Origin of the sequence: Bacillus pinisoli, assembly GCF_023036475.1 — a bacterium.
Classification (GTDB): Bacteria; Bacillota; Bacilli; order Bacillales; family SA4; genus Bacillus_BS; species Bacillus_BS pinisoli.
This window is the reverse complement of record NZ_JAJQKI010000010.1, coordinates 104816-116888: the sequence shown is the minus strand read 5'-3', so window position 1 is coordinate 116888 and position 12073 is coordinate 104816. Positions and strand designations below refer to the sequence as shown.

The 12073-nt window shown below is 36.7% G+C and carries 11 protein-coding genes; 3 read left to right on the top strand and 8 right to left on the bottom strand.

Annotated features, from left to right (window positions below):
- Nucleotides 1-122 precede the first annotated feature (122 nt).
- On the bottom strand, nucleotides 123-1943 hold the full coding sequence (locus tag LT143_RS15010) for an ABC transporter ATP-binding protein (protein WP_246944052.1): 1821 nt from the start codon (nucleotides 1941-1943) through the stop codon (nucleotides 123-125).
- A 17-nt stretch (nucleotides 1944-1960) separates the two neighbouring features.
- Nucleotides 1961-3709 carry an ABC transporter ATP-binding protein gene (locus LT143_RS15005; protein WP_246944051.1) on the bottom strand — a complete coding sequence of 583 codons (1749 nt, stop codon included), beginning with the start codon at nucleotides 3707-3709 and terminating at the stop codon, nucleotides 1961-1963.
- Nucleotides 3710-4111: 402 nt separating this feature from the next.
- Between LT143_RS15005 and LT143_RS15000 the strand changes: the two genes are divergently transcribed.
- A complete protein-coding gene (locus tag LT143_RS15000; protein ID WP_246944050.1) occupies nucleotides 4112-4957 on the top strand; it encodes a mechanosensitive ion channel family protein in 846 nt (281 codons plus the stop codon).
- A gap of 122 nt (nucleotides 4958-5079) precedes the next feature.
- On the opposite strand, the gene LT143_RS14995 is transcribed toward LT143_RS15000, so the two are convergent.
- The 4 genes from LT143_RS14995 to LT143_RS14980 form a co-directional block, all read right to left on the bottom strand.
- Nucleotides 5080-5325, bottom strand: coding sequence for a YkuS family protein (locus LT143_RS14995; protein WP_246944049.1), 246 nt, complete (start codon nucleotides 5323-5325; stop codon nucleotides 5080-5082).
- Between the two features lie 160 nt (nucleotides 5326-5485).
- Entirely contained in the window at nucleotides 5486-6616 is a 1131-nt protein-coding gene (locus LT143_RS14990; RefSeq protein ID WP_246944047.1) for an N-acetyldiaminopimelate deacetylase, read from the bottom strand.
- Between the two features lie 197 nt (nucleotides 6617-6813).
- Nucleotides 6814-7524, bottom strand: a complete 711-nt coding sequence (gene dapD / locus LT143_RS14985) for a 2,3,4,5-tetrahydropyridine-2,6-dicarboxylate N-acetyltransferase (protein WP_246944044.1) — start codon at nucleotides 7522-7524, stop codon at nucleotides 6814-6816.
- A gap of 96 nt (nucleotides 7525-7620) precedes the next feature.
- Nucleotides 7621-8490, bottom strand: a complete 870-nt coding sequence (locus LT143_RS14980) for a LysR family transcriptional regulator (protein WP_246944043.1) — start codon at nucleotides 8488-8490, stop codon at nucleotides 7621-7623.
- Between the two features lie 141 nt (nucleotides 8491-8631).
- Here LT143_RS14980 and LT143_RS14975 point away from each other — a divergent pair, with 141 nt between their 5' ends.
- Both LT143_RS14975 and LT143_RS14970 read left to right on the top strand, forming a co-directional pair.
- Nucleotides 8632-9366 (top strand): sulfite exporter TauE/SafE family protein, encoded by a 735-nt coding sequence (locus LT143_RS14975; protein WP_246944041.1) that lies wholly within the window; start codon nucleotides 8632-8634, stop codon nucleotides 9364-9366.
- 11 nt (nucleotides 9367-9377) lie between these two features.
- The gene (locus tag LT143_RS14970) at nucleotides 9378-9758 is read left to right on the top strand and encodes a VOC family protein (RefSeq protein ID WP_246944039.1); all 381 of its coding nucleotides are present in this window, start codon (nucleotides 9378-9380) and stop codon (nucleotides 9756-9758) included.
- Nucleotides 9759-9799: 41 nt separating this feature from the next.
- Here the strand turns inward: LT143_RS14970 and LT143_RS14965 are convergent, their stop codons facing one another.
- Together LT143_RS14965 and cbpB are read right to left on the bottom strand one after the other, a co-directional pair.
- A complete protein-coding gene (locus LT143_RS14965) occupies nucleotides 9800-11311 on the bottom strand; it encodes an MDR family MFS transporter (RefSeq protein ID WP_246944037.1) in 1512 nt (503 codons plus the stop codon).
- 60 nt (nucleotides 11312-11371) lie between these two features.
- Nucleotides 11372-11821: a cyclic-di-AMP-binding protein CbpB gene (gene cbpB / locus LT143_RS14960; protein WP_246944035.1), complete on the bottom strand. Its 450-nt coding sequence runs from the start codon at nucleotides 11819-11821 to the stop codon at nucleotides 11372-11374.
- Nucleotides 11822-12073: the final 252 nt, after the last annotated feature.

Here is a 12073-nt window from a genome sequence, read left to right as displayed (position 1 = left end):
GCAAAAAGCGTCTTAAGGTGATGGACAAGTGATAAAAATGAGAAAGTTATCCTAACGTTTAAAAATAAAAACTGGTTAAAGAGAGGCTAAAAAAGAGACTCATGTGTATGAGTCTCCGTCATTTATCCTGCATTTAACATATTAAATTGTGCTTTAACCAGCTTGTAATACTCGCCTTGATGATCCATCAGTTGTGCGTGATTACCTTGCTCAATAATTTCTCCATGATCTAACACGAAGATATGATCTGCTTCACGGATAGTAGACAACCGATGCGCTATAATAATGGCTGTTCTATTTTTTAATAACGTTTTAAGTGCATTTTGTATTTTAACTTCTGTTTCTGTATCAATACTTGCTGTTGCTTCATCCAAAATCAGAATTTTAGGATCTGCCAAAAGAGCACGTGCAAATGAGATTAATTGTCTCTCACCGACGGATAAGATATTTCCACGTTCTTCTACTTCTGTTAAATAACCATTTGACAGCTTCTCAATAAACAGGTGTGCACCAACAGCTTGAGCCGCTTTTACAACTTCTTCATCAGTAGCCTCAGGATTACCAAATCTAATATTATCCATAATGGTACCAGAAAAAATAAAGGTATCTTGTAAGACTACACTTATTTGAGTACGAACACTATCTAATGTAACGTCTTTCAGGTTAACACCATCAATTTTAACTTCCCCGCTAGTTGGGTCATAGAATCTGCTGACTAAGTTTGCAATTGTCGTTTTCCCTGAACCTGTATGTCCAACAAGCGCGACAGTTTGCCCTGCTTTCATTTCTAAAGAAATACCTTTTAAAGCTTTTCGATTAGAATCATAAGCAAATTCTACATGATCAAATTCAATATGTCCCATAATATTTTCTAAACGTTTTGCATCTTCCTTCTCCGCTACGTTTGGCTTTTCATCGAGGAATTCAAAAATACGTTCAGATGAAGCCATTGCCATTAATAGCTGGTTATATATCTGTCCAATACGTGAGATTGGATCCCAGAACATACCCAAATAAAAGGCAAACGATACAAATATACCTATTGTAATCGTTTCATTTGATATAAGGGTAGAACCATACCAGATTAGAATAGCCGTTCCAACTGCATTCGACATTTCAACAAAGGGACGAAACATTGCATTTTTTCTAGTTGCATCTTGCCAGGAGTCATGTGTTTCCGTATTTACGCCATCAAAGAACTCCATGTTTTCACGTTCCTGTGTAAAAGACTGAGTAACACGTATCCCTTGAATACTTTCATTTAAATGGGAGTTTAACTTTGATTGTTTAATACGAACTACCTGCCAAGAACGTCTAATTTTCCGGCGGAGACTTGTAGAGATAAAAAACATGATCGGAAGTACAATCATGACGGCAATAGCTAACTCAGGACTTAGCGTGAATAAGATAAAGAAGATCCCTAGTAGCATAATTAGATCCATTAATAGATTAATAACTCCACTTGTAAATAATTCTTGTAAGGAGTTTATATCATTTAAAATTCTTACCAGGATGGACCCTGCAGACCGTGAGTCAAAAAAGCGATGTGATAAAGATTGAACATGTGTAAACAAATGCTGTCTCAAGTCATAGATAACATTTTGCCCTAGTAGATTTGTCCAGCGTATTCGTAGCGTATTTCCAACGTACGAAACTGTATACAATACAGCAATGATTATGACTAATGTTACTAGTAAACTAGTATTTTTTTCAGCTATGGCAAAGTCTAATAAATATTTACCTATAATAATCGGTACGATTAATCGAACAGTGGTAGATAAAATCATAGCGAATATTGATAAAGGTAATAAATTTTTTGAATATGGTTTCATATATGACATTAGTCTTGATAGCTGCTGCCAATTAAATGGTTTCTCAATGACTTGTTCCGTTGAGTAATGAAATCGATTTAAATTACTTTTCTTTTGTTCTCTATCTTTCATAGTACAACTCCCCTCCTTTATTGCCCTTGTGTAACGATTTCTCGGTCTTTATATTGGATATCATAAATTCTCTGATACGTTCCATTGTTTTGAAGAAGGTCATCATGAACTCCTCTTTCCGCAATTACACCATTCTCTAGAACAATAATTTCATCAGCATGCTTAAGCGAGGAAATACGATGGGCGATGATAAAGGTAGTACGTCCATTCATTACTTCTTTAAATGCTTTTTGAATTTTGAATTCTGTCTCCATATCTACGGCACTTGTTGCATCATCGAGTACAAGAATACTAGGATTAATTAAAATTGCACGAGCAATCGCAATTCGCTGTTTTTGTCCCCCTGATAATCCCATGCCACGTTCTCCAAGCATCGTGTCATACCCATCAGGTAACTCCATAATAAAGTCATGTGCTTGTGCACGTTTTGCAGCATCCATAATTTGTTCCATCGTTGCATCAGGGTTACCATAAGATATATTTGCTTTAATTGATGAAGAGAAAAGAAAGGATTCTTGTAGTACAAATCCAATATTCTTCCTCAGTGTTTTTATAGAATAATTTTTAATATCAATTCCATCTACTAGAATTTGTCCTTCATTCGGCTCGTAAAATCTAGTAATTAATTGAGTGATACTTGTTTTACCACTTCCGGTAGCACCTATAAGGCCAATAACTTTCCCTGGTGTTGCATCAAAGCTAATGTCGGTAAGAGCTTCCTCATCCTCTTCCTTATATTGAAGTGTCACTGACTTGAATTGAACATGCCCTTCTAAACGATCCTTATTAAGCGGATTGGGAATTTCATGAATCTCATTGTCTGCTTCTAATATCTCTAGTAATCTTTCACCTGAAGCTTTTGATTGAGAGAAAAGATTCACGACAAACCCAAGGTTCATAATAGGCCACATAATATACCAGACTAAGCTGAAAAAGGCTACAAGTTCCCCTGGTTGAACGGACCCATTAATAACAAGAAACCCACCGTAGGAAAGTAATGCAACCACACAAATATTACCGATGAACTCCATTAGAGGGAAATATTTTGCCCACACATTCGATGTCGCTAAGTATTTCTCACGATAATCACTATTTGAATGATTAAACTTGTCAATTTCAAACGATTCTCTAGATAAAGATTTAACCGTATTAATACCGCTAATGTTTTCTTGTACTTTTGTATTTAATCTACCAAAAGATTTTCTAATACCTCTAAATGCAGGATGAACCCTCTTATCAAAACGATATACCACGAATGCTAAGAATGGCAACGCCGCCATTGTAACAATCGTTAGAGGAACGGAATAATAAAACATAACACCTAAACTTAGTACGATTAAAAGTGAAAAACGCAATAGTTCTGCAAATCCAAAAGATAAGAAAAAACGGAAACCTTCCACGTCAGCTGTTAATCTGGACATTAAATCTCCTGTTTTAGCATTATCATAATAACGAAATGGGAGAAATTGCAATTTCTCATACAATGCATTTCGTAAACGATACACAGATCGAATACCAAACATATCTCCTAGGTATTGATGAAAATATGTTGTCAAACCCTTAATTGCCATAATTCCAACAAAGCCCAGCGCGATATACGGAACAAGTCGATAGTCACCTGCTAATATGACATTATCAATCGTGTACTGTAGGATCATCGGATAGACAACCGTAATTGCTGTAACAAATAAAAGAAAAAACATGGACCAATAAAAATAATTTACATAAGGCCAATAGAATTGCTTCAGCTTCTTAAAAACCTCCATTATGTTAACCCTCCTTAGTAAAACTGAAACAAAAATAGAGTAGCAAAGACCAAGAGCTGCGTTTAATTATTTAGATGCATATAAAGTCACTTCTTGGATCTATACACCTAAACATGATCACGTATGTCCTAATGCTATACTCCAATTCATTTCTTTAAATTTTCTATAAATACAAAAAAAACAGAACAATACTAAAAATATATCGGATTTCGAAGTAAATTTCCAGTAATTTGTGAACTTTTTATTAAGGAATGTGAATTTTAAGTATGAATAACTGATTATGTTACAATAAATGAATAGAAGTTTATCAGAGTAAGTTTAATTAACCGAAATACGGGAATATAGAGAAAGTACTTATTGTCATAAACTTTTATACTATTGGACAAGGAAAGGAATGGAATAATGGATTTATTTAGCAACTTTAATTGGACAGATCTTATGGTGGGAGCTGGAACAATTATATTAAAATTAATCGGAATTATTATTGTCTTTTTCATCGTGAAAGGTGTCGGATCGACTTTAATAAAACGTTCTTTTAAGAAGATTACTGAAAAAGAGAATATATCAGTAGGCCGTTCAAAGACACTAGAGAGTTTATCGTTAAACCTCTTCTCTTATATTCTCATCTTTATCTTTATTGTGATGGTGTTTGAGATCTTTGACTATGATGCAAAAGCACTAATAGCTGGAGCTGGTGTTGTAGGGTTAGCGATTGGCTTTGGTGCACAAGGTTTAGTTAGTGATGTCGTGACTGGTTTCTTCTTACTACTGGAAAAACAAATTGATGTTGATGATTATGTAACAACGGCTGGTTTTTCAGGGATTGTAGAATCCGTGGGACTACGGACAACTCAGATCAGAGGTTTTGATGGAACCCTTCACTACTTGCCAAACAGACAGATTTCTAGCTTAAGTAACCATTCAAGAGGAAATATGAGAGCTTTAGTGGATATTGGCATATCATATAGCGATGATATAGACCGTGCAATTGAGGTTTTACAAGAAGCTTGTAATCGAATTGCGGCGGAAGATGACAGTATCAAAGAAGGTCCAAATGTGCTAGGCGTTCAATCACTTGGTTCATCTGATGTAGTCATTCGTATTCTTGCCAAAACAGAAAATATGGCTCAATGGGCCGTAGAAAGAAAACTAAGAAAAGCCTTGAAGGAGGCTCTTGATGAAAACGGAATTGAAATCCCATTCCCTCATCAAGTATTTATTGGGAAATCACCAGAAACACAAAACTAGGTCTTGTTGACCTAGTTTTTTTGTTTAGAAAAGGCTCTTTTCGAAAGTAGTCTATAAGGCAATAAAGTTTTAGAAAAGAGCCTAAAAAATAGGAACAGCTGAATAAGGCTGTTCCACTCTGTTTAACGATTTAGTTTTTGTTCCACTTTTTCAGCAATTTCTTCTGCTGATAAACCAGAAGCTTCAATAACAGCTCCTGCTGTAACTGTATTGCTGATTCCCATAATATTTGAATCTTGACCAGTTACCACACAGCAGTCACAGCCCTTTGCATCGTTTTCATTACGTAAATCTACGATATCATATCCTTTACCTTCTAAAGCTTGTCTTACATCGGTTAATGATTGTTCAATACCAATACGAGCCATTTCCATCCACCTCCTCAAGAGTAATGTGCAACATTTTCTAGAAATTTATTCTAAGCAGATGAAGTTTTTTATGTTGTTAGGTAACCCGTGTTTGATTTCCTTTCATTTAATAATTTATATAGAAAAGAACGCAAAAAAGACCCATACTGGGCCTTTGGTATTATTTAGAAGCTTTCCATCTTAAGTAACTTGTCACGACATCAATTGCCGTACCGATCGCCTCTTCTTTTGGGGAGAGTTTTGAGTGATGTAAGCCGTATTCTGAATCTACTCCAAGCCAAAACATAAATCCAGGGATCTCTTCTATCATATAGCCGAAGTCTTCTCCAGTCATGGCTTCTTTACACTCTACGAGATTAGCATTCGTATGATCACTAACAAAATCCATAAATTCCCTTGTGATTTCATGATGATTATAGACCTGATGATACATGGATCCGTAATCTATATTTGCTTTGCAACTATATCCTACTTCAATACCATGAACCATAGCCTGAATCCGTTCTTTTACTTTCTTCATGGATTCTACAGATAACGTGCGAATTGTCCCCTCTAGTCTAGTCTTTTCTGCAATAATATTTTGAACAGTACCACCTGTAATTTTACCAATTGTGATAACTGCACTATCAAGTGGATCTACATTACGAGAAACGATCGATTGAAGCTGTGTAACTAATGAGCAAGCTGCCACAACCATATCATTCGTCTTGTGTGGAAATGCTGCATGTCCACCTTTACCCGTCAAATCAATAAAAAGCTCAGAGGTATTAGCAAATAATAGACCTTCTTTCGTGGCAACCGTACCAACTGGATGTTCCGGCGCAATATGTAAGCCTATTATATAGCTAGGTTTCCACTCCTTGAAAATATCACTCTGTATCATTGGAGCGGCCCCACCTGGACCTTCTTCTGCTGGCTGAAACATAAATAGAACGTCATCTTTAATTGGATGCTTGGTCAACTCTGTTAAAATACCTAATGCAATACTCATATGAAGGTCATGGCCACAGGCATGCATATATCCTTCATGGGAGGAACGAAAAGGAAGATTCGTTTCTTCTCCAATAGGAAGCCCGTCAATATCAGTCCGATAACCGATAATCTGACTTGGGTCTGATCCATGTACTTTGACAAAGATTCCTGTTTTCCATGGTTTAATCTCTAGTCTTTCTGATGGTAAAGTTTGCAGATAGTCGAGTAAAAAGGCTTGGGTCTTAAATTCTTGATACCCTAATTCAGGGATCTTATGTAGCTCTCTTCGAATATCTATAAAAGGTTGATATGCGTTCATTTATACTTCCCCTTTATTGGATTGGATCTTACACCTATATTACCTTAGATAGGCTCGCTTACATACTATGTATCTGTGTATTTTCCGGAGCAACTCATAGTGAAAAGCTGGCCTCAGAACATACTTACAGTTAAGAATATGGGTGCTTTTTTATATAGATAAAGCGCGGAGCATTTCCGCGCTAGTGTTGGTTTTTATTATAATTGTCTTAACTCTTGCTTAATTTCAGTTTTAGATTTTGTTTTTTCATCAATTTGCTTAATTACTTTAGCAGGAGTCCCAGCTACTACTGTGTATGGTGGTACATCTTCAATAACGATCGCACCTGCCGCAACAACGGCACCTTTACCTACTGTAATTCCTTCAAGAATAACTGCGTTAGCCCCAACTACTACGTCATCTTCTACGACAACTGGCTTTGCTGAAGGCGGCTCAATTACACCTGCAAGAACGGAACCTGCTCCAATGTGACAATTCTTTCCTACCGTTGCACGTCCTCCTAGCACAACACCCATGTCAATCATTGTGCCTTCTCCTACAACAGCCCCAATATTAATTAAAGCACCCATCATAATAACAGCATTATCACCAATTTCAACCTGGTCACGGATAATAGCACCTGGCTCAATACGTGCTTTAATACCTTTTAAGTCAAGTAAAGGGATAGCAGAGTTACGACGGTCATTTTCAACTACGTAGTCCTCAAGCTGGCCACCATAATTTTCAAGAACAGATTGGATTTCACTCCATTCTCCGAATAAAACACCTGTATTCCCTGTAACAAATGATTTTGTATTTGCTCCCCAGTCAATACCTTCTAGGTTACCTTTTACATAGACCTTAACTGGAGTTTTCTTTTCGCTTTTTTGGATAAAAGTAATGATTTCGTTAGCATCCATCATTTTCATTATGTATGTCCTCCTTGTGAAAATATAGATTTTTCATTCCTTTACTGTATCAAAGACATGAACAGAAGACAAGCAAATAACTTTAGTCTTTACTTATTATTTTACATCTTCATTAATGATTTTCATAAATGCTTCTACTTGCTTTAATTGAAAAGCTGATTCATATCCTAATAGCCAAGTATCTCGCTTTGCAGGCTGACCCGTTTCATCAAATAAGGGTATCTTATAAACAGCGGGATCATTCTCATGGAAGGTAATCGATGGTAGTATCGCATATCCTATTCCATGAAAGGCCATTTGCTTACACGTTTCAATTTGATCAACGACAATGGTCCGTTTTGGTGGATGGTCGAATTGACGATGCCACCAATCCTGTATTTCTTGGTAATAGGTTGAATCACTTTTAAATTGTATAAACGGTCGTTCTGTTGTTCTTAACTCATCTAGATTATTAATTTCTGTGTCTACTAAGTAGAGAGAATCTGCTAGGATATGGTGTTTTACTCCTTTCCAATCAGGTGTCCCTCTAATGATTCCAACATGTACTTGTCCTTCGTATAAATGCCTCAAAATTTCACTGCTCCAGCCTGTAATCAACGAGATCTTTGCATGAGGATATTTTTGTACAAACTGCTTTAATACATTGGGAAGCCAATGTTGTCCAATTATTGAGGCAACCGCTAATTTTAACGTTCCATGTACCATCGTGTTTAATGAGTGAATTTCCTCTTTTACTTTTTCTTCTTTTTGAACAACCTCTTTTGCATATTCAATGATTTTCTCTCCTGCCGGTGTCACCGTTAACCCTTTTTGAGAGCGGATAAAAATTTGCGTGTCCCAACCTTTTTCAATAGTCTGCAGTCTTTGACTTAGTGCCGGTTGTGATACAAACAGCTTTTCAGCAGCTTTTCGCATATTCATTTCCTCTGCTAAAGTGACTAGCAATCTTGATTCTGACGTTTGCATCTTACATCCTCGTTTCAGTGATAAGTTTTTATTATATTATAAGTTAAAAATAATGAAATTTCATTATCACTATCTTTTAAGTAAAATAATAAGTGAAAGTAAATTTACCATAAATTGGTTGTTAAAAGGCGGGTGGGTTGCATGGAGATTTTGTTATTCATCATCATTGGCTTTTTTGGTACATTTATTGGAACATTAGCAGGAGGCGGGGGATTAATTAGTTTACCCTGTATGTTGCTTCTAGGGGTCCCTATTCATTCGGCTATTGCCGCAAATAAGTTTTCTAATACAATCAGCTCATTGTCTAGTTTTCTTGTATTATTAAAAAATAGGAATATTAAATTAAAAACGGCCATAGTAGTAGCACCATTCGGCTTAGTTGGCGGGATTACAGGAGGATTAATTGCAAGCTCCCTTACAGAAGACACCATGCTGAGTGTTGCGATATTCTTATTAATCTTTGCTCTCTGTTTAAGCTTTGTAAAAAAGCCTAAAGAAGTCAATCGAATAGAACAAGACATTCCTAAGAAGGTTTTTCCTATCATTTTTAGTATCGGAATGTATGATGGTATGTTTGGTCCAGGGCAAGGAACACTCCAAATGTACACCTATCTTTATAATGGCTTTTCCTATCTATCCTCTATGGCCCTAGCTAGAATTGTCACTTTTCTTAGTTGTCTAGGAGCCTTTAGTACTTATTTAATTGCTGGTCATTTAGATTGGAAAGTATCACTAAGCCTAGTGATCGGCTCAATCATAGGAGCCCAAGTATCCGTAAGACTTGCAAGTAGGCTTTCCTCTAAACATCTTCAACTCATTTTAAGAGCCATTACTGTTTTATTAATCATTCAATTGTCTATTAATCTTGTTTTTTAGGAGCGTGTATGATGAAAATCAATATCCAAAAGCTAGACCATGTCCAAATATGCATCCCTTTTGGAAAGGAGGACGAAGCAAGGGGTTTTTATACTGATTTACTTGGTTTTACTGAAATTGAGAAGCCTGATTCTCTGAAATCAAGTGGTGGCCTTTGGTATACCGCTGGTGATATCGAGCTTCATATTGGAACTGAAGAGATGAGTTCATATAAAAGTAAACGTCATCCTGCCTTTCGTGTAGAAGATTTGTTGGAAGTAAGAAGGTATCTGGAACAATCCGGAGTTGAAACATATGACGAGAAGCCTATTCCATCCGTCCTAAGGTTTACGTTTCATGATCCTTTTGGAAATAGAATCGAGTTTTTAGAAAAAATTTCGGGATCTTTATGATTAGATTATAAAAGGACTTGAGGAGGTCTCAAGTCCTTTTCCTATTTACTTTTCTCGTGCTTCGGTAAGAATAATACGAGTATAAAACTAATTACGGCAAATAAGAGAACCACCCAATACACACTATTCAATGAAACGGTTAAACCTTCTTGCAGTACCGTTCGAACTGAGTCGGAAAGTTGATTACGTTGCTCTTCATTTAGCAATATATTAGTAGTGTCGACATTAACATTTTCGTTCAATCCTCTAGACTGTATATAATCTAATAATCGGCTGTTTAAAATACCTCCGAGTAAAGCTGCACCTATGGTACTTCCAAGAGTTCTCATAAACATATTAGCAGCAGTGGCAATTCCCCTTTGTTTCCACTCAACAGTACTTTGAATTGATACAATAAACGATGTGGTTGTGAAACCCATTCCAACACCAACTAAGAAGGAAGCAAATGCAGCCCAAATTGGTCCGGATGCAGGGGTCATCATCGTAAAGATAATTGCTCCTAGTATTAAGCTAATGCCACCTATTATGGATGTAGTTCTAAAACCGATCTTAAGCAATAAACGGCCTGCAATGGTGGCCGCAATTGGCCAACCTATTGACATGGTGGTTAATGTAAATCCTGCTATAATGGGAGAACGTTCCATTACTCCTTGTACAAATGCAGGTAAAAAGCTTGAAATACCTATCAGCATAACACCTGTTGTTAAAGATGCTAAATTGGCTATGAGGATGGACTTTTCTTTCCAAATTGAAAATGGCATCATAGGGTCTTTAGCTCGTTTCTCCTGCAGGTAGAAGAGAATAATCATCAGGATTGAGAGTCCAGATAGGAATAGGATAGGACTAGACATCCACTCCCATTTAACTCCACCTTCCACCAAGACAACCATCAGTGCACTTACTCCGATTAATAACAGGATGGCTCCAGCATAATCGATTTTATGCTTCTTTTTCTCAATACCTTCATGAAGATATAGAGTTAGTACTCCCATTGCCAATAAGCCAAGAGGAACATTAAGCCAGAATACATACTTCCAGTTCGCAAATTGAACGAGTAACCCACCAATAGCCGGACCTAATATGGCGGAAATTCCCCACACACTTGAGAGGTACCCTTGTATTTTTGCTCTTTCTTCTTTTGTATACATATCACCAACGATTGTTGATGCAATTGGCATGACTGCACCCGCACCAAACCCTTGGATAAACCGAAATACAATTAACATTTCCATTGAGGTCGCAAATCCACATAGAATAGAACCAACTAAAAAGATGATAATTCCCACATTAAGTATTGGTTTTCTTCCAAAAAGATCTGACAGCTTACCATAAATTAGGACTGTCACAGCATTCATTAGTAAATAGGAAGAGAACACCCAGCTGTATAGGGAAAAGTTCCCTAAGTCTGCAGCAATAGCTGGCATAGCCGTGGAGACTATTGTAGCCTCTATCGCAGCCATAAACATAGCAAGCATTACAGCAGCTAATACAAAAGGTCTATTCGTCTTTTTGGGTTTATCATTATGTAGTAATCGCTTAACAGCCAGAGCCATCTCTATCCCCCCTACAAGTAGATGAATTGGAAAAGGGCTGACCGGAGACGGCCAACACCCCTACTTTTTATGTGTATTTTTCTTTATAACCGCATTTAACTTTTTTAAAATTACTCGTCTCGTTAAGATGCCTTCAAACACCCCTTCATCATTTTCCACACAGACAAAAGGATGATTAATGACAAGGTCTAAAGCTTTAGAAAAAGAATCTTTTATGTTCAGTCGAGGGACGTCAGTGTTCATCACTTCTTCGACTTTCATCTTCTCTAAACGTTCAAATTCAATACGCTCTAACCCTAAGGTTGTATCTAAAATGAGGGAGGTACTGATTAGACCATGCAAGTGATAAGAAGGATCTAGAACAGGTATGGCTGAGTACCCCGACTTTACCAGCACTAAAAGTGCATGTTCTAGGCCATTCCCCAATTGTACATGGGCTACCTTGTCTGATGAGATAATAAGGTCTTTAACCGTTGTTTCTATAAACTCTCCATGTTGAAGACTAATCATAGCATATTCCCCTTAATAAGTTTTTCACTACTTAATATATATGTATTTATATGGGAGATTGTCTAGTGAAACCCAATATCCATTTTATCACACTTTCTCTTACAGTATATAGAATGAAAAATGCTCTTATATTTTTTTCAGAATGCTCTTTACTAACAATTATTACTTCAGTTTAATAGCATTTGAAGGTTAATTTATTTGGCTCTGTTAAACCTTGTTGTTGATTTTCGTTCCAGGACACTCGCTTTCCGT

What these genes read in the sequence shown, in the direction of transcription:
- LT143_RS15010 (WP_246944052.1), bottom strand. Translation starts at nt 1,943, where the DNA reads ATGAAAGATAGAGAACAAAAGAAAAGTAATTTAAATCGATTTCATTAC.
- LT143_RS15005 (WP_246944051.1), bottom strand. Translation starts at nt 3,709, where the DNA reads ATGGAGGTTTTTAAGAAGCTGAAGCAATTCTATTGGCCTTATGTAAAT.
- LT143_RS15000 (WP_246944050.1), top strand. Translation starts at nt 4,112, where the DNA reads ATGGATTTATTTAGCAACTTTAATTGGACAGATCTTATGGTGGGAGCT.
- LT143_RS14995 (WP_246944049.1), bottom strand. Translation starts at nt 5,325, where the DNA reads ATGGCTCGTATTGGTATTGAACAATCATTAACCGATGTAAGACAAGCT.
- LT143_RS14990 (WP_246944047.1), bottom strand. Translation starts at nt 6,616, where the DNA reads ATGAACGCATATCAACCTTTTATAGATATTCGAAGAGAGCTACATAAG.
- dapD (WP_246944044.1), bottom strand. Translation starts at nt 7,524, where the DNA reads ATGAAAATGATGGATGCTAACGAAATCATTACTTTTATCCAAAAAAGC.
- LT143_RS14980 (WP_246944043.1), bottom strand. Translation starts at nt 8,490, where the DNA reads ATGCAAACGTCAGAATCAAGATTGCTAGTCACTTTAGCAGAGGAAATG.
- LT143_RS14975 (WP_246944041.1), top strand. Translation starts at nt 8,632, where the DNA reads ATGGAGATTTTGTTATTCATCATCATTGGCTTTTTTGGTACATTTATT.
- LT143_RS14970 (WP_246944039.1), top strand. Translation starts at nt 9,378, where the DNA reads ATGAAAATCAATATCCAAAAGCTAGACCATGTCCAAATATGCATCCCT.
- LT143_RS14965 (WP_246944037.1), bottom strand. Translation starts at nt 11,311, where the DNA reads ATGGCTCTGGCTGTTAAGCGATTACTACATAATGATAAACCCAAAAAG.
- cbpB (WP_246944035.1), bottom strand. Translation starts at nt 11,821, where the DNA reads ATGATTAGTCTTCAACATGGAGAGTTTATAGAAACAACGGTTAAAGAC.